The sequence below is a fragment of the Leclercia sp. LSNIH3 genome (assembly GCF_002935105.1).
Classification (GTDB): Bacteria; Pseudomonadota; Gammaproteobacteria; order Enterobacterales; family Enterobacteriaceae; genus Enterobacter; species Enterobacter adecarboxylatus.
The window spans coordinates 4207452-4228618 of sequence record NZ_CP026387.1 but is presented as its reverse complement, the minus strand read 5'-3'; the positions used below and the strand labels follow the sequence as shown (position 1 = coordinate 4228618).

Here is a 21167-nt window from a genome sequence, read left to right as displayed (position 1 = left end):
TAAGCCATCATGCTTTATTATTATTTTTACGGTTTTTCGATACGGTTCACTGTTGCCGAATAGCCCGTTTTAGCCACCGCCTGTAATAACGTCTCGGTCGGGAAACCTTCCGGGACAATAACGTCGGTTTGTCGTGTCTTTAACGACGCTTTTGCTTTAACCACCCCTTCCGTTTCACGCAGAGCCTGGTTAACCGAAATCACGCACAGCGAGCAGGTCATGCCCTGTACATCCAGCACCACTTTTTCATTCGCGGCCTGCGCGCATAGCGGCAGTAACAGGCTCGCGGTTATCAGCAGTCGTTTCATTCCATCACCTCAAAATACCAGGCCACCACCGTGGGGTAGAACAGCACCAGCAACAGTACCGGCAGTGAGAGCCAGAACAGCAAACGCATGTGCCCCAGCGTCATCCGCCCGGTACACCACGGGCGCGTTGAAAAATAGAGCCGCCAGAACACCCGCAGCATCAGCCCTGACGAGAGCAGGATCATCGGCACCCGCAGGAATTCAAGCTGGCTCAGCCCGGCAAAACCGGCAGCCGAGATACCAAACAGCAGATAGAGCAGCGGCCCGACGCAGCACAGCCCGGCGGTGACGGCCGCTGCGGCCGCCGTCAGCAGGGTCAGCCCCGCCCCTTTAGCGTTGTTCTGTTGAGACATAGTGGTAAGTGAACACCTTTGGATCGTAAAAATTGAGCGGGTCGCCGTCCACTTCGGCATACGGGTAGCCAAAATTATTCACCGCCCCCTGCTCCGTCGCCGGGTATAGCTCAAAATCGCGCCCGTAGTTGAAGCCCACCCAGTTCATCTCCCAGTTGCCAAACAGGTAGGTATTCACCGCCTGTACATCGGGATCCTGATGAGCTTTTTTCTCTGCCAGACGCATTTTGGTGACGTCGGCCGGATCGCACGGCAGCCAGCCGTAGCCCGCCAGATAGAACTCTGCCCGGCAGTGTTGCCCGCCGCTGACGTCAGACACACCTGCGCTGTCGGCCTTGCCGAAGGCGCTGGCGGAGTAATGCTCCAGTTTGTTGGCGCGGCCCAGACGAATACCGAACAGTTCCCGTGCCGGGATGCCGCTGGCTCGCGCCAGGGCGACAAACACCGAGCTGATATCGGTGCATTTGCCGCTGAGCTTGCCGCTTTGCAGAATGGTCGCCACATCGCCGGTGCCACAGCCGATCACGTCGTTATCGCGCTCCATATGGCTGCTCACCCACTCGTAGATCAGGCGCGCTTTCTTCAGCGGATCGGTTTCACCCGCAGTGATTTTTTGCGCCGTTTCGCGCACCAGGCCATCAACCGGGGTGTGCGTTGTCGGCAGCAGGTACGGTTTGACGGCCAGAGGATAGACAATCTGCTCCGGTGCCTGCCAGTTTTTCAGATCATCATGTTTCAGCGGCTCCCAGTCTGCCGTTTCGATCTCCAGATCGAGCTGCAGCAGCAGATCGCCGTCGGATTTCGGCCAGGTCGCGAACAGCGTTTTTGCCCCGTAGGCGTTGTTGGTGGTGATGTACGCCTGCTGGTAGTTACCGCTGAACGACAGGCCCGTCATCTGCTGAAAAGCCGTATCTTCCGGTAACGGGATCCAGAGCTTGACCACGCCGCTGGAGCCTTGCGGCGGCGCCAGTTTATAGGTTTGCGACAGGACAAAACGACGGCGCATCACCGGTGCGGCGAGCGGAGCGCTGTTTTGTACCGTCTGGCTGGCGACGGCCGGGCCGACGATACCTGCGGCAGAAAGAAGAACGCTGGTTTTAAGAAATTGGCGACGCTGCATGACTATCTGTCCCTTGAAAATGAGTTGGGCGACGGCAAGGGCCGACACCACAGAAGAGTGTCACAGCAGACAGGGACTGACGCGGATAGATGGCGTTTATTCATCAATAACAGACCTGTTAACTGTGAATGAAAGAGTTAGCGCCGTTATTAGGCGGCATTCTGGCAGGGTTGTACAGGCATGAGGGCAAAAAATCCAGAATAACCGCAACATTTGCAGGGCTGGGCTGTCAGGGTTGGCTAAAGCGTGTGCAACCTGCCCGCACCCCAGCCCTCTCTCTCAAGGGAGCAGGGTCGTGGATGCCGTTTATTTTATTCACCGCCGTATAATTGTGATAACAATCTCAAAATAGAGTATTGGCATAATAGTCCATGCCAAGAGCCGGTAGTTCCATAACATTATAAATATGAAAACCCTACTGTTTACTCATTAAGGAAAGAATATAAAAAAATATATACTCCCCTTGCACGCTCAGGGTTTTCTGGCATGAGGGAATGATTATTCTCACCTAATATTAAAAATGTTTACCGCTATCTCAAAACAACACATCCACCCTTCCCTTTAATTTTTTGTCACCCTACAGAGGTATGAGATGAGTAAAACAGGCTTAACAAAATTATTCTCCGCGAGTTTGCTCGGGCTGATGATTTTCTCCACCGCTGCGATGGCGAAAGAAATTGAAGTGGTCAATATTTCAAAGATCGATGGCATGCCCTGGTTTAATCGCATGGGTGAAGGCGTGACTAAAGCGGGCAGCGATCTCGGCATTAAGGCCTCTCAGGTTGGGCCGTCCAGTACCGATGCGCCGCAGCAGGTTAAAATCATTGAGGACTTAATTGCGAAAAAAGTTTCCGCGATCGGTATCGTCCCCAATGACGCCGATGTTCTCGAGCCGGTATTTAAAAAGGCGCGTGAGGCGGGCATCGTGGTATTAACCAATGAATCACCGGGACAACCCAGCGCCAACTGGGACGTGGAAATCATCGATAACCAGAAATTTGCCGCCGATAACGTCGAAGAGATGGCGAAAGCGATGGGCGGTAAAGGCGGGTATGTCATTTATGTCGGCAGCCTGACCGTGCCGCAGCATAACCTGTGGGCTGATTTATTCGTGAAATACCAGAAAGAGCACTATCCGGAGATGCACGAAGTGACCAACCGGATGCCGGTAGCCGAGAATATCGACGACGCCCGCCGCACCACCATTGACCTGATGAAAGCCCATCCAGACATGAAAGGGATTGTCTCATTTGGTTCTCAGGGGCCTATCGGCGCGGGCCGCGCGGTCAAAGAGAAACGGGCGAAAGGCAAAGTGTTTGTCTACGGCATGATGATCCCATCCCAGGCTGCCTCGCTGATTAAAAGCGGCGATATCGCTATGGGCATCACCTACGATCCGGCCTCGGCGGGTTATGCCATCACGGCCATTGCCGACAAGGTTCTGAAAGGGGAAGAGATCGCTCAGGGTCTGGAGATCCCAAGCCTCGGTAAAGCTGACGTAGATACCGAAAAACGGATCATCAAATTCCACAAAGTTTTGCGCGTGACGAAAGAGAATATCGATAGCCTGTATTAATCCGTTCACCCTGCATGCCCCTGTTGCGTACATCACACCAGGGGCATGTTGTCTCAGCCCCTGAGAGGTAGTCATGGAGCCGTTTATTTCACTGGGTAAGATCAGCAAAACGTTTTACGGTGTGAAAGCCCTGGATAACATCAGCCTGACGCTGTTTCCCGGGGAAGTTCACTGTCTGGCCGGGCAGAACGGCTGCGGTAAATCGACGCTGATTAAAATCATCTCCGGTGTCTATAAACCCGATCCCGGATTTGAGATCACCATTGCGGGGAAGCCCTACTCCCACCTTTCGCCCATCGACTCCGTTAAAGCCGGGGTTCAGGTTATTTATCAGGATCTCTCCTTATTCCCCAATTTAACCGTCGCGGAAAATATCGGTATCCACCAGCACCACCATAATCTGCTGGTCAACAAGCGGGAGATTCGCCGCATCGCAGAGCTGACGGTGAAAAGTATTGAGGCCAGACTGGATCTGGATGCAACCGTTGAATCCCTGCCCATCGCCCAGCGTCAGATTGTCGCCATCTGCCGGGCGCTGGCGCAGGAAGCAAAGCTCATCATTATGGATGAGCCAACCGCCTCGCTGACCATGCAGGAGGTCAAGGGACTACTGCGGGTTATCGGCGATCTGAAAAAAAGAAATATCTGCGTCGTTTTTGTCAGCCACCGACTGGATGAAGTGCTGGAGATCTCCGACCGTATCAGCGTACTCAAAAACGGTAACCTGATCGGCACTTACCCCGCCAGCGAGATTACGAATAAAAAACTCGCGTTCCTGATGACCGGCAAAGAGTTCTCTTATGCTGTCCTGCCGCCGATTGAGAAAATTGGCGAGGTGGCACTCAGGGTAAAAAACCTGACTAAAAAGCAGCAATATAAGGACATCTCTTTTCAAATCCATCAGGGGGAGATCCTGGCCATTACCGGACTGCTGGGTGCCGGACGCACGGAGCTATGCCTGAGCCTGTTCGGGCTGACCAAACCTGATTCCGGCGAGATATTACTTGAGGGCAAGGCGGTTCAGTTCGCCAGCAACCGGGACGCTATAAAAGCCGGGATAGGCTATGTCTCTGAAGATCGGATGAGCACTGGGCTGGTGATGGATCAGTCGATTAACGACAATATCATCTCTACCGTGCTGCGGCGGCTGAAAACGCCCTTTCGGCTGCTGGACACGGCAAAATCGGACCGCGTCGTCACGGAGCTGGTCGAGCAGCTCAGCATAAAAATTGGCAGCGTGAATCTGCCCGTCAATACCCTGTCCGGCGGCAATGCCCAGCGCGTGGCAATTGCCAAATGGCTGGCCATCAATCCTAAAGTGCTGATCCTCGACTCTCCTACCGTCGGCGTCGATATCGCCAATAAGGCGGGGATCTACCAGATCATCTCTGCCCTGTCACGCAAAGGGATCGCTGTGCTGATGATCACCGATGAGATCGACGAGGCGTTCTTTAACAGCCATCGAATTTTAGTGATGCGCAAGGGCGAGATTGTCGCGGAGATCCTCCCGGAAAAGACCACAGAAGCCGCGCTGGCGGAGGTGGTCAATGGTTAATAAAATCGGGCTGAAAACCCATGAGCTGTTCCTCGGGCTGACCATCATTGTGATTGGCGGCTATCTGTCGTTTGCCAGCGCCGATTTTATGACCCTCGGCAATATCTACGACCTGATCAACAACTACGCCATGTTAACTATCCTGGCCTGCGGCCTGTTTATCGTGCTGATCTCCGGGGGGATCGATATCTCGTTCCCGGCCATGACCATCATCTCCCAGTACGTTATGGTCACCCTGATTCAGGGCACCAGCGGCAATTTTGCCCTGGCGTTTGCGCTCTCCGGCGGGCTGGGTTTATTGCTCGGATTGGTCAATGCCACGCTGGTTAACCGGCTAAAAGTCCCCTCTATCATCATTACCATTTCAACTCTGAATATTTTTTACGGGCTGCTGCTCTACCTGACCAAAGGGGTCTGGCTGTATAGCTATCCAGAGTGGTTTGAACAGGGGGTGATGCTGTTTAGCTTCACGGCCGCGGATGGTTATGACTATGGTTTGAGCCTGCCGATCATCACCCTGCTGGTGGTCGTTACGTTAACCGGTTTTATCATGAACAAAACCAGCATTGGCCGCATGATTTACGCCATGGGCGGTAACCGCGAAGCGGCCTCCCGCATGGGATTCGGCATTTTTAAAATGCAGCTGTTTGTCTATGGTTATATGGGTCTGATGTCCGGTGTGGCCGGCGTGGTTCAGTCTGCAACCGTATTAACCGTCGCCCCCGACTCCCTGCTGGGTTATGAGCTAACGGTGCTTGCGGCGGTCGTATTAGGCGGAACCAGTATTGTCGGCGGGCGCGGCACCTTACTGGGCACTCTGCTGGGGGTCATCTTACTGGCCATGATACAAAATGGTCTCAATCTGTTAGGGATCTCCTCTTACTGGCATACGGTCGTTACCGGCGTGGTGATCGTCACCAGCATCAGTATGACGGCATGGAGTCAACGCAAAGGTCAGGGAGCATTAGCATGAACGCCAGAAAAACCCAGGATCGTGTTGAGATTTACCTGAGTCTGTTAATCGCCGTCGTCGTGATCGCGTTTAGCTTTCTCATCCCCTCTGTTTTTTGGTCTTCAGCCAACTTCCAGTCCATTGCCTCGCAGATGCCCATCCTCGGCGTGCTGGCGCTGGCCATGGCGGTCACCATTCTCACCGGCGGGATCAACCTGTCGATCATCGCCACCATGAACGCCTGCGGGCTGGTGATGGCCTGGGTTGCCACGCACTATCCTCCAGGCATCAGCACCATGCTGCTGGTGCTGGCCGCCGGGTTAGCCATGGCCATCGTGATAGGGTCGGTCATTGGATTTTTGATTGCCGTGGTGCGGGTCTCCCCCATTTTAGCCACGCTCGGGATCATGACACTGCTGAAGGGGATTAATATTCTGATCTCCAAAGGCTCGTCGATCTCCAACTTCCCGGACACCATTCTGGTGATTAACAGCACCAATATCCTCGGCGTCCCCCTGCCGTTACTGGTGTTTCTGGCGGTGGTGGCGGTGCTGTGGGTGATCCTCGAAAAATCGGCCTTCGGGCGCACCATTTACCTGATTGGCTCTAACGAACAGGCGACCCACTACTCCGGCATCAACACCCGTAGGACTCTTATCTGGGTCTATATTCTCTCATCGGTATTATGCGTGATTGCCGCGCTGCTGATGATGTCCAAGCTGAACTCCGCCAAAGCCTCTTATGGGGAATCTTATCTGCTGGTGTCGATTCTGGCGGCGGTGCTGGGTGGGGTAAACCCGGACGGCGGCTTTGGTAAAGTCTTTGGTATGGTGATGGCGCTGATACTTTTGCAGATGCTGGAGAGTGGTCTAAATATTCTCGGGGTGAGCAGTTATATCACCATGGCGTTGTGGGGCGGTCTGTTGCTGGCGTTTATTTTCCTCAAAGGGGCTAATCTCTCCCACCTGTTCAACAGATCCTGATGGTCAGCGGAGGCAGTCAGATGGCGTTAAACCTTTTTTCCAACCTTTCCCTGGCGGGTGTACGCCTGGATGCTGAAATCGTTGATCAGTTGCTCAGTGGGCCGGGGATTAAAATTGAGCGTATTCTCTCCACCGGCCAGGCCAGCCCGCCGGGGTTCTGGTACTGCCAGGTGGAAAACGAATGGGTGGTAGTGCTGCGTGGCTCGGCGGGGGTGAAATTCGAAGCGGAAGATGAAGTCCGGGTACTGCATGCGGGGGATGCGGTGAATATTCCCGCGCAATGCCGGCATCGTGTGGAGTGGACGGATCCTGAAGAGCCGACGGTGTGGCTGGCGGTGTTTTATGGTGACGCAAATAACGAGAGGAATGACGGGAAGGACAGCCCTTAGCGAAAAACCAGGCAGTAACACGTCATGAATTTCAGGCACAAAAAAACCACCTTTCGGTGGTTTCACGACACTGCTTATTGCTTTGATTATTCTTTGCTTTCCCATGGTAGCCGGAGTGGGACTTGAACCCACACAGCGCGAACGCCGAGGGATTTTAAATCCCTTGTGTCTACCGATTCCACCATCCGGCCTCGGGAAGAAAGTGGAGGCGCGTTCCGGAGTCGAACCGGACTAGACGGATTTGCAATCCGCTACATAACCGCTTTGCTAACGCGCCTTAAATCTTTTGTCTTTCGACTGACACCCGCTAGTGCGACTGTCTTAAATTTGGAGCGGGAAACGAGACTCGAACTCGCGACCCCGACCTTGGCAAGGTCGTGCTCTACCAACTGAGCTATTCCCGCAATCATCAAGCCATTGTGCTAATCACTTGATTTTGCTATCGACTAACGAACCGTGCCGTCGTTCGATGCGTTGCATTCTACTTACCTGACGCTTTGAGTCAACGTTATTTTTCTTAACTCAGGATCGTTTGCTGAAAATTACGGCGAAACGATCACTGATCAAGCAAATCGCCGCGAGCCGCGTTCAAATATTGCAACATTGACCAGAGCGTCAGCACTGCAGCAACCATAAACAGGCCAATACCGGCCCACTCTACCCACTCGTTCGGACGCCACAGCATCCACACCAGCGCGGCCATCTGCGCGGTGGTTTTTACCTTGCCAATCCAGGAGACCGCCACGCTGCTGCGTTTACCCAGTTCGGCCATCCACTCACGCAGGGCGGAAATAATAATTTCACGGGCGATCATGGTGGCGGCCGGCAGTGTCACCCACCAGCTGTGGTAGTGTTCCACCACCAGCACCATGGCGATAGCGACCATTACCTTGTCTGCTACCGGATCGAGGAAAGCGCCAAAACGGGTGCTCTGGTTCCAGCGACGCGCCAGATAACCGTCAAACCAGTCGGTCACAGCCGCAACAAAAAAGATCAGCGCACACGCGAAAGGTGCCCAGACGAAGGGCAAGTAAAACGCCAACACAAAGAAAGGGATAAGGACGACGCGGAAAAGCGTTAACAACGTAGGGATGTTTAATCGCATAGTGACGGTAACTGTTTGTTGTCAGTAATTATTAGCCCTATGTTGCTACAGAGCCTTCAATGTTTCAACGAGTAGTAGATCTTTTCTGCCAGCCCTTGCGAAATACCTGGCACTTTTGCAATTTCCTCCACGCTGGCGTTGAGGAGTCCTTGCAAACCGCCCATGTATTTCAGCAGCATCTGGCGACGTTTTGGCCCGACCCCTTCGATCGTTTCCAGCGAACTGGTATTTTTAACTTTTGCCCGTTTTTTACGATGGCCGCTGATAGCGTGATCGTGCGATTCGTCGCGAATATGCTGAATCACATGCAGCGCGGGTGAATCGGGCGGCAGGCTAAAGCCTTCCCCTTCTGGCTCAAGGAATAGCGTCTCCAGCCCGGCTTTACGATCGGTACCTTTCGCTACACCCAACAACAGAGGATGGTGCTTATCCCAGGGAACGTCCAGTTCGGCAAATACCGCTTTTGCCTGGCCGAGCTGCCCTTTGCCGCCGTCAATGACAATAACGTCAGGGATTTTACTCTCTTCGATAGCTTTACCGTAGCGACGGCGTAAGACCTGGTTCATGGCGGCGTAATCATCGCCGGGGGTGATGTCGGTGATGTTGTAGCGGCGATATTCCGCACGCAGCGGCCCGTTGGCATCAAAGACCACGCAGGAGGCAACGGTCTGTTCCCCCATCGTGTGGCTGATGTCGAAACACTCCATCCGCTTCACTTCAGGCAGTTGCAGCGTCGTCGCCAGCGCGGCAAGGCGCTGATGAATGGTCGACTGCTGCGACAGTTTAGTACTCAGGGCCGTCGCCGCGTTGGTGCGCGCCAGCTTCAGGTAACGGGCACGATCGCCGCGCGGTTTGGTCTGAACGTTCACCCGACGCCCCGCCAGCTCCGACAGCGAATCGGCCAGCAACGTTTTATCGCTCAGATTAAAATCGAGCAATATTTCCGATGGCAGGGTTCGCATCTGGCTACCCTGCAGATAGAACTGGCCGACAAATGTCTCCACCACTTCCCCCAACTCGGTGCCGCCCGGCACTTTTGGGAAGTAACTGCGGCTGCCGAGCACCTTGCCCTGGCGGATAAACAGCACATGCACGCAGGCCATGCCCGCATCAAACGACACGCCAATCACGTCCAGGTCATCGCCATTATTGGAAACAAACTGTTTTTCCGTCACCCGACGTACGGCCTGGATCTGATCGCGGATCCGCGCCGCCTCTTCGAAGTTCAGCGCCTGGCTGGCCTTCTCCATGCGGGCAATCAGCTGGGTCAGGACCTGATCGTCTTTACCTGCGAGGAACAGGCGCACATATTCCACCTGCTGCGCATACTCCTCTTCGCTGACCAGCCCTTCTACGCAGGGGCCAAGACAGCGACCAATTTGGTACTGTAGACAAGGACGGGAGCGGTTGCGATAGACGCTATTTTCGCACTGGCGAATCGGGAAGATCTTTTGCAGCAGGGCCAGCGTTTCCCGCACGGCATAGCCGTTAGGGAACGGACCGAAATACTCGCCTTTTGCATGCTTAGCACCACGGTGCGTCGCCAGACGCGGGTGAGCATCGCTGCTGAGAAAAATAAACGGATAGGATTTGTCATCGCGCAGCAGCACGTTGTAACGCGGCTGATACAGCTTGATGTAGTTATGCTCCAGCAACAGCGCTTCGGTCTCTGTGTGGGTCACAGTGACATCGATCTGCTGGATCTGGGCGACCAGCGCCTCTGTTTTGCGGGAAGCAAGATTGCTGCGGAAATAGCTCGAAAGTCGCTTTTTGAGATCTTTCGCTTTTCCGACATAGATAACCGTACCGCCAGCGTCATACATCCGGTAGACGCCAGGCTGGCTGGTAACGGTTTTCAGGAAAGCACTGGATTCAAACACATCACTCACTGACTAATTAGGGTCTCGGCATTGCACAGACCATGACGGATGGCCAGGTGAGTGAGTTCAACGTCGCCATGGATGTTCAGTTTACTGAACATACGGTAGCGGTAGCTGTTCACCGTTTTAGGGCTGAGATTAAGCTGCTCAGAGATCTCATTCACCTTCTGGCCTTTGGTAATCATCAGCATAATCTGCAATTCGCGCTCAGACAAACTCGCAAACGGTGATTCGGTCTTTTCTGGCTCAATCTGGCTGAGTGCCATCTGCTGCGCAATATCGGAAGCGATATAACGCTGCCCGGCATACACGGAGCGGATCGCATTGACCATCTCCTGGGGAGCCGCGCCTTTGCTTAAATAGCCGGCAGCACCCGCCTGCATGACTTTTGCAGGAAGAGGATTTTCCGTGTGCACGGTCAGCATGATCACTTTGGTATCAACCCAGGTACGCGCAATTTTACGCGTTGCTTCCAGGCCACCAATACCAGGCATGTTCATGTCCATCAGAACAACATCAGCGGTATTCGACCGGCACCATTTTACGGCGTCTTCACCGCAGCAGGCCTCACCAGCAACTTTAATACCTTTAATATCTTCAAGAATGCGTCGTATCCCTGCGCGCACCAGTTCGTGGTCATCAACAAGAAGGACGTTGATCAAAGGAAATTCTCCAGAATAGGGATAACGGCAACAGACAGTTATTTCGGTATATATTAACGGTTTTTATCCGAAACTGAAAACGCTAAAAAAGGCATACCGTCGATATTGTTCCTTTTTTGGAAATTAACTTGTACATCAACTGGAAACAGCCTCCTTGCGGAATGCTCCCTGGCCGCTTTCTCTGGCCGAATGTTTTCAAAAACATACAAATCTTAAGCGCTGCATTAATGCTATTAAAATACACCTTATAATTTTGTAACAATAATTAACCTCTTTTCTACTCCGGTTAAACAATTAACCTGTACTAAAGCCTTAGAAAACTCAGCGTTAATGGCCTGTTCATTTGAATAAACAAAACGGGAAAGTACAAAAAACAAGCACTGCGTTTTTCCTGACGGCTTGTGATATACTCCGCCGCCATAACTTTGGCCTATGCGCAAAAGCGCTGTTTTTATCATGAGGAAAATAAATGAGCACACCTGATTTTGCCACTGCGGAGAATAATCAAGAACTGGCACAGGAAGTCTCCTGTTTGAAATCCCTGCTGACCCTGATGCTACAGGCGATGGGCCAGGCAGATGCCGGTCGTGTGATCCTTAAGATGGAACGCCAGATTGCGCAGATGGAAGACCAGGCTCAGGCCGACGTGTTTTCCAGCACCGTTAAGCAGATCAAACAAGCTTACCGTCAATAAAACAAAAACGGCTGAACGCAGTGCCTTCAGCCGTTTAATCGCCTGCAACGCAGAACAGAAGTGTAGTCAGATAATCCCCGTCGCTGCGGCATAGCACGCGATCTGCGTCTTGTTCGGCGCATTGAATTTCTTCTGCATATTTTTCTGATGTTTCAGTACCGGGTCAATGACAAAATAATTTTCTGCGTGATACTGCGCCATCCACTGTTGCGGATAGGTTGAATGCACCGAGACTTTAGGCCGCGTGAAAGGCACCGGATGACGAACGCAGAGTGAAAAGAAATCGTATCCCAGATTCTGTGTTTGTCGTTGTAGTTCGGGATAAACTTCATCGGCAGAAGTCATCCCCTGAAAACGGAGGAAGCATTCCCGTCGCCATGTGAAAAAATCTAAATCCTTCATACTGACTGAATTAAGCCCCTGTAAAAGATAATCATTATTATGAAATCTTAAACTAACACATAAATCTTATTTATATGTATAAAATATCGACCCAACGATAATTATCTACACATTTTATGCACTTAGAGCGGTTATGACGAGATAAAATCAGGGGGGCATTCATATGAAGGGTGAATATATTGCTCCGGCGATTATTACCGGAGCAATTAAGAACAAATATGCTACTGCATCAGAAATTTTTCGAGGAATTGCCGGGTCCGGGGCTGCTGAGGATCGGCAAACAACGATTTAGCCGGCCCCTGCTCAACGATGCGTCCCTGATCCATGAAAATAGCCCTGTCTGCGACATCGCGGGCAAAACTCATCTCATGGGTAACGATCACCAGCGTGCGCTTTTCCTGGGCCAGCTGACGAATGGTATTCAGCACCTCCCCCACCAGCTCGGGATCCAGCGCAGACGTCGGTTCATCAAACAGAATCACGTCAGGACGCATGGCCAGCGCGCGGGCAATGGCCACACGCTGCTGCTGCCCACCGGAAAGACGACGCGGATAGCTGCTCTCTTTGCCGGAAAGCCCCACTTTCGCCAACAGTTCACGGGCGCGGGCGGTGGCTTCATCCTTCGGCTCGCCTTTGACAATGACCGGCCCTTCAATAATGTTTTCCAGCACCGTGCGATGGGGAAACAAATTAAAGCTCTGGAAGACGAAGCCGACATGCTGACGCAGACGGCGAATTAACCCTTTTTGCTGACTCAGCGATTTGCCGGTATCAATGGTGATCTCACCCACGCGAATAGTGCCGCCTTCTGGATGCTCCAGCAGATTAATACTGCGCAGCAGCGTGGTTTTACCGGACCCGCTCGGCCCGATGATCGCCACCACTTCGCCTTCCTGCACTTCCAGGTCAATGCCATGCAGCACCGTCTGACCATGAAACTTCTTCACCAGGTTTTTAACGTCGATAGCACTCATTTCGGATCACGCTCCTGGCGGTTAAGCTGATTTTCAAAATAGTTTTGCAGCGCCGACAGTACCGTCGCCATTACCCAGTAGATCAGCGAGGCGGCCAGGTACATGGTGAAGACCTCCAGCGTGCGCGAGGTAATCAGCTGCGCCTGCCGGAACAGTTCCGGCACCTGAATGGTGGCCGCCAGAGAAGTATCTTTCACCAGGCTAATAAAGCTGTTGCTCAGCGGCGGCAGGGCTACGCGTGCGGCCTGAGGCAGGATCGCCCGGCGCAAGGTTTGCCACGGAGTCATACCAATACTGGCTGCGGCCTCCCACTGCCCTTTTTCAATGGAGGAGATCGCCGCGCGCAGGGTTTCCGAGGTATAGGCCGCAGTGTTGAGCGACAGGCCAATCATCGCCGCCGGGATCGGATCAAGTTCGATACCAAACTGCGGCAGACCGTAATAGATCATAAACAGCTGGGCAATGAGCGGCGTGCCGCGAAAAATGGAAATATAACAACGCGCCAGCCAGCGCACCGGCAGCACCGACGACATGCGCATCAACGCCAGAATAAAGCCCAGCAGCAGGCCAAAGAACATCCCGCCGATACTCAGTTGCAGCGTAAACACCGCACCTTTCAGCAGGTATGGCAGCGAATCAATCACCAGTTGAATACTTTCTTGCATTATGATTTTTCTGCCTGTGATTTAAACGTGAGGATGGTAGGCAAAGAGAGCGGGCGCCCCGCCAGTATGAACAAACAGAATCGGCCCTTCGTCCTTGAAACGCTTCTGGCTGATACCGTCGATGAGGCCAGCCATCGCTTTGCCGGTATAGACCGGATCCAGCAGGATCCCTTCCAGACGCGCCAGCAGCTTGACGGCTTCCGTACCTTCATCATTCGGCGTGCCGTAGCCCGGCGCGAAATAGTCATCCCACAAGATGATATCGGCGCTGGCGCTCACCTCGAGTTGCTGCGCCACCGCCTGCTGCAGCGTGACCACTTTCGGTTTCTGGTCAGCAACGCTGCGCGACACGGTAACACCAATCAGCTCGACGTCCGGCATAAGCTGCTCCAGCCCTACTGCCAGCCCGGCATGGGTGCCTGCGCTACCGGAAGCGACCACCACCGAGGAGATACCCACGGCCCCTTCGCACTGCTGGGCGATCTCCAGCGCGCTTTCGACGTAACCCAGCGCACCCAGCGCGTTCGAGCCACCTACCGGGATCACATAGGGTCGGAAGCCCTGGGCTTCGACACGGGTGGCCAGCTCTTGCAACTGCGCCGTAGGGTCGACCAGCTCATCGCACATTTCGATCTGCACATTAAACAGATCCAGCAGCAGACGGTTGCCGTTGCTGAGGTAGTTTTCTGCCTGGGTGCCAATCGGGTTTTCCAGCAAGGCGATGCAGTGCAGGCCCAGCTTTGCCGCAACGGCGGCGGTCTGGCGCACGTGGTTGGACTGGATCGCCCCTGCGGTAATCAGCGTATCGGCCCCTTCACGCAGGGCATCTGCCGCGAGGAACTCCAGCTTGCGCAGTTTGTTGCCGCCCATCGCCATGGGCGTCACGTCATCACGTTTGATAAGGATGTCGCGCCCGAGGTAGTCCGATAAGCGCGGCAAATACTCCAGTGGCGTCGGCGCGCCAATAAATTCGAGGCGCGGAAAACGCGTTAGATTCTGTAATGACATGAAACCTCCGTAACCCTGTCTAAGTCAGTCTTTTTTTATTATGCACGTTGCTGGCGAGGAAATAAAAAAGGCGCTTTGATAAGCGCCTTTTTTTGCATTCAACTGCTTACTTTGTGACGTCTGCCCCGAACCATTTCTCGGAGAGCGCCTTCAGGCTGCCATCTTTCTGCATCTCGGCAATGGCCTCGTCGACGGCTTTCACCAGATCGTCGTTGTCTTTGCGGATTGCAACGCCCGCTTCCTGACGGGAGAAGGCATCACCGGCAACCGCCAGGGTGTCTTTGGTCTTCTTCACCAGGTCCAGCGCTGCCAGACGGTCAACCAGAATGGCGTCGATACGGCCTACGCGCAGATCCTGATATTTGGTCGGGTCATCATCATAGGTACGGATGTCCACGCCCTGCACGTTCTGGCGCAGCCACTCTTCGTAGTTAGTCCCCAGACCCACACCGACTTTTTTACCTTTCAGGTCCGCGGCAGATTTAATCGAGCCTTCGTTCCCTTTTTTCACCAGCGCCTGGATACCGGAAACGGTATACGGGGTGGAGAAGTCATATTTTTTCTTACGTTCGTCAGAGATGGTGACCTGGTTAATCACCACATCAATGCGTTTGGAGTCCAGCGAGGCCAGAATACCGTCCCATTTGGTCGGTTTCAGCGAGGCTTTTACGCCGAGGTGTTTCGCCAGCGCTTCGGCAAACTCCACTTCAAACCCGGTCAGTTTGCCGTCATCACCCTGGAAGCTGAACGGAGGATACGTGCCTTCCAGCCCAACCAGCAGCGTGCCGCGCTCTTTCACTTTATTCAACAGACCTTCTGCCGCGAACGTTTTCACGCTCATACCGGCAACCAGCGCAACGGCCATTACACCCATCAGCGCCTGACGACCCAGAAGTGCAAATTTCATACGTACCCCGATATCATTGGAATTTTGAGTGTAGTGTAGGGTGTTTGGCCTTAAGGTCAAACACGACTGCGCTACATGTTATTCATTTTTAATATATATCAGAAGTTGTTTCGCGGTGGACTTTCTGCTTCGGCGTCACCGGCATTTGCGTTTTAAATTGCGCATATTTGCGCAGCGCAATCCGGTAGTTGTTGGTGCTGGTCGCAGGCAGCCATGGCTCAAGTTTTTCATCCAGATAGCCGTTGGTCAGTAACTCAGGGGAAATACGCTGCGTGGTCAAATGCTGGCCCAGGCGACGCAGACGCACAACATATTCGCGCACCGTGCCATGGCTCATCTCTGTTTGCTCAAACAGGAATTGCTTAAAGCCGATGATATCGAAAAAGTCGCTCTGCTCCTTGCAGTGCAGATCGCCACAGAAACGACACAACGCCACCCACTCCTGTTGCTCCAGCTGCCATCCGGCCTCATCCAGCAGCGTATCGAGGCGGGAAATCGCGATTTTATTGACGATTTCGCCGCGACGAACCAGCGTGATGCGATCGAGCAGCTTATGGCAATGGGCGCAATGCGTCTGGCTGTGTTTAAAGTCTTTCAGGTAGCGGCTTAATGGCCGTCTTTTAGATTGCTGCACCGTCATGATAACTCCTGGTTGTCAATACGTTGTGCGGCACTTAACGGGTGATTGGAATCACCTATAACTTACCCAGTTTGGTACGTAAGCGTTTAATGGCCTGGCTGTGCAGCTGGCTTACCCGCGACTCCCCTACTTCCAGTACGGCACCAATCTCTTTGAGATTAAGCTCCTCCTGGTAATAAAGGGTCAGCACCAGCTGCTCGCGTTCCGGTAAAGCTTCAATCGCTTCCATCACGCGCTGGCGAACATTGCCTTCCATTAACTGGTGCAACGGGTTTTCCTGCTGATGATCGTCCGTCACCAGTTCAATGCTATCGCCATGCTCTTCGCGCCACTCGTCATAAGAGAAGAGTTGGCTATTGTTGGTATCGAGCAACATCTGGCGATAGTCAGCCGTAGAAATCCCCAGACGCTCCGAAACTTCGGTTTCCGTCGCGTTGCGTCCAAGTTCTTGCTCCAGCTGCCCCATTGCTTGCGCCACTTCGCGTGCATTGCGTCGAACGCTGCGCGGCACCCAATCCCGGCTGCGCAGTTCGTCGAGCATCGCACCACGAATACGCTGTACTGCGTAAGTCGTAAATGCCGTTCCTTGCAGAGCGTCGTATCGGTCAACTGCGTTCAATAACCCGATACCGCCCGCTTGTAGCAGATCGTCCAGTTCCACACTCGCCGGTAGCCGCACCTGAAGCCGCAATGCTTCATGTCGCACCAGCGGAACATAACGCTGCCACAGCGAGTGTTTATCCATTACACCTTCAGCGGTATAGAGTGAATTCACGATAAACAGCCCTGCGTTAGTTGAGTTATCGGCATGATTATCCGTTTCTGGAGGGGTTTTAATCGTGTGAATAGCGGGGGGAATGGGGGGTTATTTAGAGTGTTGTACACTAAGGGTAACGACATACTGTTAAAAGTAAACAACCCATCCGGCCTGATCGAATATGTTAAATGTTTTAATTTCCCCTGCGGGTACTGAAATTGGCCGTGAAATATGGCTATCATTACGCTTTGAAAAATCAGTCAAAATTTTCTTAGCAGGAGCTGACTATGATAATCACGCAAGATATGTAGATGAACAATACCATATCCTACCGAGCATTGAAGATAGCAATTGGCTAGCCGCTTTACAGGATTTTATTCATATAAATGAAATTCATTTTATTTTTCCTGCTCATGACGATGTTTTACTGACATACACAAAGTATCAATCTGAAATTCCAGCAAAAATCGTCTCATCAAGTGCTGAAACATGTGAGATAACTCGCTATAAGAGCAAAACGTATGCGGCGCTGGCTGATATTATTCCTGTACCTCGCTGCTATAACAATATTAATGACATTGTAGATTGGCCAGTATTTGCCAAGCCTGATAAAGGTCAGGGAGCGCAAGGGGCTATAAAAATTAAAGACAGAAAAGCATTAGAGGTCTGTCTGCTGGACAATGATGGGCTAATCATATCAGAATATCTTCCCGGCAATGAATATACAGTTGATTGTTTTAGCAGTTACGAAGATGGATTACTTTTTTGCCAGGCACGAACTCGTGAGCGCATCCGCGCGGGTATTTCAATGGCATCAATAACCGTTGAGCTGGCAGGCATCAAAGAGATGGCTCAGTCTATCTGTGAGCGCTTGCAGCTCAGAGGTGCGTGGTTTTTTCAAGTTAAAGCGTCAGTTGATGGAACATTAACTTTGTTGGAAGTTGCTCCTCGCATAGCTGGTACGATGGCTGTTAATCGCGTGCGTGGTATTAATTTCCCTATGCTTTCCCTTTATGAACAACAGAACATTCCTGTAAAAATGAGTGTGTTACCTATCACTAATCGTATATCAAGAGCATTGACCAACAGTTATCGTTGTAACATTACTTTTGGTCATGTTTATGTGGATTATGATGACACACTGGTTATTAATGAGAAATTATGCCTTCCTTTAATTCGATTTTTATATCAGTGTATCAATGAAGGTATATCCTGCTATCTCATCAGTCGTCACGCTGGAAATTTAAACTCGGCTCTAAAAAAATGGCGTATTGCTTCTTTATTTGAAAAAATAATCCACCTTACTCACGCAGAATGTAAATCTTCTTATATCACGCATCCTGATGCCATTTTTATTGATGATAGTTTTAAGGAGCGTCAGGAAGTTCAGCTAGCGAAAGGTATTTATACTTTTGATATCAGCATGCTAGATTTACTAATGAAGGATTAATCATGAAAAAAAACCTCATTTTTATTCATCTTGAAAGTCTTAATCAAGCAATATTCAGTCACCGTCAGTGGTTTCCTTGTTTGAACAGCATTACGCCCCATTCCTTACGTCTGAATAATTTCATCTCATCAGCGACCTCTTCCTTCATGGCGGTAAGTGATCTGTTGCACGGTGATGACAACGTGCTCGAACATAACGTGAATTTTGAAGTTGGTCTTTCCGCTCGTCGCAAGAACCCTTCATTGTATGATCAACTAAGCAAAGCGGGTTATTGTACCGCGGGTGTTGGTTTTCCAAAAAACTATGCAAGTTTCGATACAATCTGGAGTGAAACTGATTGCTTTAGCTGGTTTGAGACCCCAACTCAAATGTTAGAAAAGGCCGAAAGCTTAATCAGTCATCACTCTGAACCTTTTGCGTTATATGTATGGAACTTAAGCAGCCATCTTTGTTATCAAGATAGTTATAAAGCATCTGCAGATAATACATTTACTCGCTGGCAACGTGGCTATGAAAGCATGGATAATACTGTTGGAGATATTATTCGTCTGCTTATGAAGCATAAACAGATGGAAAATACAACGATAGTTGTATTTGGTGATCATGGCGATGACTTCTGGAATCATGGTATTAACGGTGGTTTTGCACATGGTATCGAACCTTATACATCTCTTGTTCATACCCCAGCATTTATTTATGACAGTCGCTATAGAGGACGTGACATAAATCATCTTGTTAGCATGGTAGATCTCAGGAGTACCGCGCTTGAACTTATTGGTTTAAGGGCTGATGAACATTCCGATGCAGACAATTACTCTGCATTGAATGCGAAACGAGAATATGCCTATAGCCGGAATCTTTTTGCAGCACAGAAAAGTGAAAGTTCTGGTAATCCTTTAAAAAAAGGGTATGCAATAACATCTGAATTGTTCCATTTAGTCTTTGTAAATAATCAATATAAGATGTATGCATGGCAGGCTGATGGGGCAAATCAGTTTAATCTGTTAGAATACATAAATCATAAAAATGGGAATTTTTCAATTGATTATAGCAAACTCGGAATCGGCAGGGCCGCGGGAGCGCATCCACATGTTCAAAACTTTTTGTATCCTGGATGTGAATCCCTGATTACCTCAGCGTTTGAAAAAATGTCCACACTGCTTCAGAAATATATTTCTAACAAAGAGAGCTTAGTATAAAACAACCCCCATCCGCTGGATGGGGGTTGTTTATCTTACACGTGCAATTTCAATAAGTTCCGTTGTGGAAATAGAAGGCGTTCTCGGCAAATAAAGCACCTCACACCATGGTCGTAACCAATCGAATTTACCCGTCCAGTCATCGCCCATAACTAATAAATCGGCTTTTTTTTCATTTATGTATTCTAATTTTTTTTCTAGCGATTCCTCAACAAAAACTTCGCCAACACATTTCAAAGAAGAAATAATATGAACCCTATCATTCTCTTTATAGATCGGGTAGCGTTGTTTTTTTTAAAATTTAGAGCGTCAGATGAAACCCCTACAATTAAATAATCACCAAGAGCAGAGGCGCGCTGTAAAATATTGACATGTCCAATATGGAAAACATCATAAGTACCAAAGGTAATCACTCTTTTCATGTCAAAACCTAAAAAGTCAAGTCCATAGCTAAATGGGTATTATGCTTAACATCCCATGGTGCCACTTGGCTAATAGTTGTAATAAGCCTATCAACTTCATCAAATGTGAGCGTCGGATATATAGGCAAACATAATACCGAAGATGATATATCTTCTGCAAAAGGCAGCTGACCAGGTTGTGCACTAGGTAGTCCTTTATACATCGGGAATTGTGAAATTAATGGATAAAAATAGCGTCGGCTATATATCTGCTGCTCTTTGAGATGATCATAGAGTTCATCACGTGTAACCCCATGCTCAGACTCTATAAATATAGGCATATATGCATAATTCCACTCAACGCCCGATGGAGCCTTAAGAATTCTTATGCCGGAAATTTTAGACAGCTTTTCAACATAGTAATTATAGATAGCCTTACGTGCGAGTAAGGCTGTGTCAATATGCTTCAGCTGCAGCATGCCGAAAGCTGCTTGTATTTCATTCATTTTGCCATTAATACCCGTTGCAACAACAGTTGTTTCATTAGCGAAACCAAAGTTTTTCAGGTCATCAATGCGTTTTTTCATCTTAGCATCTTTGCAAATAATGGCCCCGCCTTCAATAGTATTAAAGACTTTTGTCGCATGGAAGCTAAGTATTGATAGATCACCATGCTTTAAAATACTCTCTCCATTTTCTTTAACACCAAAAGCGTGTGCAGCATCGTAAATAACTCGCAAATCATACATATCGGCGATTTTTTGAATTTCAGTTACATTGCATGGGATACCATAACAATGTACCGGAAGAATTGCCGTAGTTTCGGGAGTGATTGCCGCTTCTATTTTTTTTGGATCCATATTGCATGTCAATGGATCTATATCGACAAACACTGGCGTAAGCGAATTCCAAAGAATAGTATGAGCCGTCGCAACAAAAGAATAAGGTGTGGTAATGACTTCGCCTCTTATTCTTAATGCCTGAAGCGCAGTTAACAGCGCAATTGTTCCGTTGGAAAAAAGCGAAAGATAAGGCACCCCAAGATACTTCGCTAGCGACTCTTCAAGTTTTTGATGAAAAGGTCCTGCATTTGTTAAATGCTTACTTTGCCATATTTCCTCAAGATAAGGAATAAACTCATCGAGTGGTGGTAATAAAGGGCTTGTCACATAGATATTATCAGACAT

22 protein-coding genes, 3 tRNA genes and 2 pseudogenes are annotated in these 21167 nt (G+C 50.6%); 8 read left to right on the top strand and 19 right to left on the bottom strand.

Annotation, left to right across the window (positions count from 1 at the left end):
- Nucleotides 1-26: 26 nt before the first annotated feature.
- The 3 genes from C3F35_RS20465 to C3F35_RS20455 are packed head-to-tail and all read right to left on the bottom strand — an operon-like array spanning nt 27 to nt 1781.
- Nucleotides 27-308 carry a heavy-metal-associated domain-containing protein gene (locus C3F35_RS20465; protein WP_059307619.1) on the bottom strand — a complete coding sequence of 94 codons (282 nt, stop codon included), beginning with the start codon at nt 306-308 and terminating at the stop codon, nt 27-29.
- On the bottom strand, nt 305-661 hold the full coding sequence (locus C3F35_RS20460) for a mercuric transporter MerT family protein (RefSeq protein ID WP_032612050.1): 357 nt from the start codon (nt 659-661) through the stop codon (nt 305-307). Before C3F35_RS20460 ends, C3F35_RS20465 begins: the two co-directional genes overlap by 4 nt.
- Entirely contained in the window at nt 639-1781 is a 1143-nt protein-coding gene (locus C3F35_RS20455) for a transglutaminase-like domain-containing protein (RefSeq protein WP_103792092.1), read from the bottom strand. Before C3F35_RS20455 ends, C3F35_RS20460 begins: the two co-directional genes overlap by 23 nt.
- Before the next feature lie 592 nt (nt 1782-2373).
- On the opposite strand from C3F35_RS20455, the gene C3F35_RS20450 reads away from it, so the two are divergent.
- From C3F35_RS20450 to C3F35_RS20430, 5 genes are all read left to right on the top strand, one after another.
- Complete coding sequence (locus C3F35_RS20450) at nt 2374-3357, top strand: autoinducer 2 ABC transporter substrate-binding protein (RefSeq protein WP_103792093.1); 984 nt, start codon at nt 2374-2376, stop codon at nt 3355-3357.
- 73 nt (nt 3358-3430) lie between these two features.
- The gene (locus tag C3F35_RS20445; RefSeq protein ID WP_103792094.1) at nt 3431-4912 is read left to right on the top strand and encodes a sugar ABC transporter ATP-binding protein; all 1482 of its coding nucleotides are present in this window, start codon (nt 3431-3433) and stop codon (nt 4910-4912) included.
- Nucleotides 4905-5885, top strand: a complete 981-nt coding sequence (locus C3F35_RS20440; protein ID WP_032612060.1) for an ABC transporter permease — start codon at nt 4905-4907, stop codon at nt 5883-5885. Before C3F35_RS20445 ends, C3F35_RS20440 begins: the two co-directional genes overlap by 8 nt.
- Complete coding sequence (locus tag C3F35_RS20435) at nt 5882-6847, top strand: ABC transporter permease (RefSeq protein WP_103792095.1); 966 nt, start codon at nt 5882-5884, stop codon at nt 6845-6847. The genes C3F35_RS20440 and C3F35_RS20435 overlap by 4 nt, the downstream gene beginning before the upstream one ends.
- Before the next feature lie 20 nt (nt 6848-6867).
- The gene (locus tag C3F35_RS20430; RefSeq protein WP_103792225.1) at nt 6868-7236 is read left to right on the top strand and encodes a cupin domain-containing protein; all 369 of its coding nucleotides are present in this window, start codon (nt 6868-6870) and stop codon (nt 7234-7236) included.
- 104 nt (nt 7237-7340) lie between these two features.
- Here C3F35_RS20430 and C3F35_RS20425 read toward each other — a convergent pair.
- The 7 genes from C3F35_RS20425 to C3F35_RS26905 all read right to left on the bottom strand — a co-directional run bounded on the left by C3F35_RS20425 (nt 7341) and on the right by C3F35_RS26905 (nt 11401).
- Nucleotides 7341-7427, bottom strand: a tRNA-Leu gene (locus tag C3F35_RS20425).
- Between the two features lie 12 nt (nt 7428-7439).
- Nucleotides 7440-7513: transfer RNA gene (locus C3F35_RS20420), tRNA-Cys, on the bottom strand.
- A gap of 51 nt (nt 7514-7564) precedes the next feature.
- Nucleotides 7565-7640 (bottom strand) — tRNA-Gly (locus tag C3F35_RS20415).
- Nucleotides 7641-7792: 152 nt separating this feature from the next.
- On the bottom strand, nt 7793-8341 hold the full coding sequence (gene pgsA, locus C3F35_RS20410) for a CDP-diacylglycerol--glycerol-3-phosphate 3-phosphatidyltransferase (RefSeq protein WP_032612063.1): 549 nt from the start codon (nt 8339-8341) through the stop codon (nt 7793-7795).
- Between the two features lie 56 nt (nt 8342-8397).
- A complete protein-coding gene (gene uvrC, locus C3F35_RS20405) occupies nt 8398-10230 on the bottom strand; it encodes an excinuclease ABC subunit UvrC (RefSeq protein WP_032612064.1) in 1833 nt (610 codons plus the stop codon).
- Nucleotides 10227-10883 carry a UvrY/SirA/GacA family response regulator transcription factor gene (uvrY, locus tag C3F35_RS20400; protein WP_032612065.1) on the bottom strand — a complete coding sequence of 219 codons (657 nt, stop codon included), beginning with the start codon at nt 10881-10883 and terminating at the stop codon, nt 10227-10229. Before uvrY ends, uvrC begins: the two co-directional genes overlap by 4 nt.
- Before the next feature lie 245 nt (nt 10884-11128).
- Nucleotides 11129-11401 (bottom strand): hypothetical protein, encoded by a 273-nt coding sequence (locus C3F35_RS26905; RefSeq protein ID WP_167347875.1) that lies wholly within the window; start codon nt 11399-11401, stop codon nt 11129-11131.
- Between C3F35_RS26905 and C3F35_RS20395 the strand changes: the two genes are divergently transcribed.
- The gene (locus C3F35_RS20395) at nt 11353-11577 is read left to right on the top strand and encodes a DUF2594 family protein (protein WP_032612066.1); all 225 of its coding nucleotides are present in this window, start codon (nt 11353-11355) and stop codon (nt 11575-11577) included. The two genes, C3F35_RS26905 and C3F35_RS20395, sit on opposite strands and share 49 nt — an antisense overlap.
- A gap of 132 nt (nt 11578-11709) precedes the next feature.
- On the opposite strand, the pseudogene C3F35_RS20390 reads toward C3F35_RS20395, so the two are convergent.
- The 7 genes and pseudogenes from C3F35_RS20390 to fliA all read right to left on the bottom strand — a co-directional run.
- Nucleotides 11710-11979 (bottom strand): annotated as a pseudogene (locus C3F35_RS20390) (autoinducer binding domain-containing protein); the annotation flags it as partial.
- Between the two features lie 221 nt (nt 11980-12200).
- Complete coding sequence (gene tcyN / locus C3F35_RS20385) at nt 12201-12953, bottom strand: L-cystine ABC transporter ATP-binding protein TcyN (RefSeq protein ID WP_032612068.1); 753 nt, start codon at nt 12951-12953, stop codon at nt 12201-12203.
- Nucleotides 12950-13618 carry a cystine ABC transporter permease gene (gene tcyL / locus C3F35_RS20380; RefSeq protein WP_032612070.1) on the bottom strand — a complete coding sequence of 223 codons (669 nt, stop codon included), beginning with the start codon at nt 13616-13618 and terminating at the stop codon, nt 12950-12952. The genes tcyN and tcyL overlap by 4 nt, the downstream gene beginning before the upstream one ends.
- A 21-nt stretch (nt 13619-13639) precedes the next feature.
- A complete protein-coding gene (dcyD, locus tag C3F35_RS20375) occupies nt 13640-14626 on the bottom strand; it encodes a D-cysteine desulfhydrase (RefSeq protein WP_103792097.1) in 987 nt (328 codons plus the stop codon).
- A 106-nt stretch (nt 14627-14732) separates the two neighbouring features.
- On the bottom strand, nt 14733-15533 hold the full coding sequence (gene tcyJ / locus C3F35_RS20370; RefSeq protein WP_032612074.1) for a cystine ABC transporter substrate-binding protein: 801 nt from the start codon (nt 15531-15533) through the stop codon (nt 14733-14735).
- Between the two features lie 88 nt (nt 15534-15621).
- On the bottom strand, nt 15622-16173 hold the full coding sequence (gene fliZ, locus C3F35_RS20365) for a flagella biosynthesis regulatory protein FliZ (protein WP_103792098.1): 552 nt from the start codon (nt 16171-16173) through the stop codon (nt 15622-15624).
- Nucleotides 16174-16228: 55 nt separating this feature from the next.
- On the bottom strand, nt 16229-16948 hold the full coding sequence (gene fliA / locus C3F35_RS20360) for an RNA polymerase sigma factor FliA (RefSeq protein ID WP_032612078.1): 720 nt from the start codon (nt 16946-16948) through the stop codon (nt 16229-16231).
- Nucleotides 16949-17111: 163 nt separating this feature from the next.
- Here fliA and C3F35_RS20355 point away from each other — a divergent pair, with 163 nt between their 5' ends.
- Together C3F35_RS20355 and C3F35_RS20350 are read left to right on the top strand one after the other, a co-directional pair.
- Nucleotides 17112-18380: an ATP-grasp domain-containing protein gene (locus C3F35_RS20355; protein ID WP_103792099.1), complete on the top strand. Its 1269-nt coding sequence runs from the start codon at nt 17112-17114 to the stop codon at nt 18378-18380.
- Nucleotides 18381-18382: 2 nt separating this feature from the next.
- Complete coding sequence (locus tag C3F35_RS20350) at nt 18383-19579, top strand: sulfatase-like hydrolase/transferase (RefSeq protein ID WP_103792100.1); 1197 nt, start codon at nt 18383-18385, stop codon at nt 19577-19579.
- 30 nt (nt 19580-19609) lie between these two features.
- Here the strand turns inward: C3F35_RS20350 and C3F35_RS20345 are convergent.
- Nucleotides 19610-20001 (bottom strand): annotated as a pseudogene (locus C3F35_RS20345) (adenylyltransferase/cytidyltransferase family protein).
- An 8-nt stretch (nt 20002-20009) separates the two neighbouring features.
- Entirely contained in the window at nt 20010-21167 is a 1158-nt protein-coding gene (locus C3F35_RS20340) for a DegT/DnrJ/EryC1/StrS family aminotransferase (protein ID WP_103792101.1), read from the bottom strand.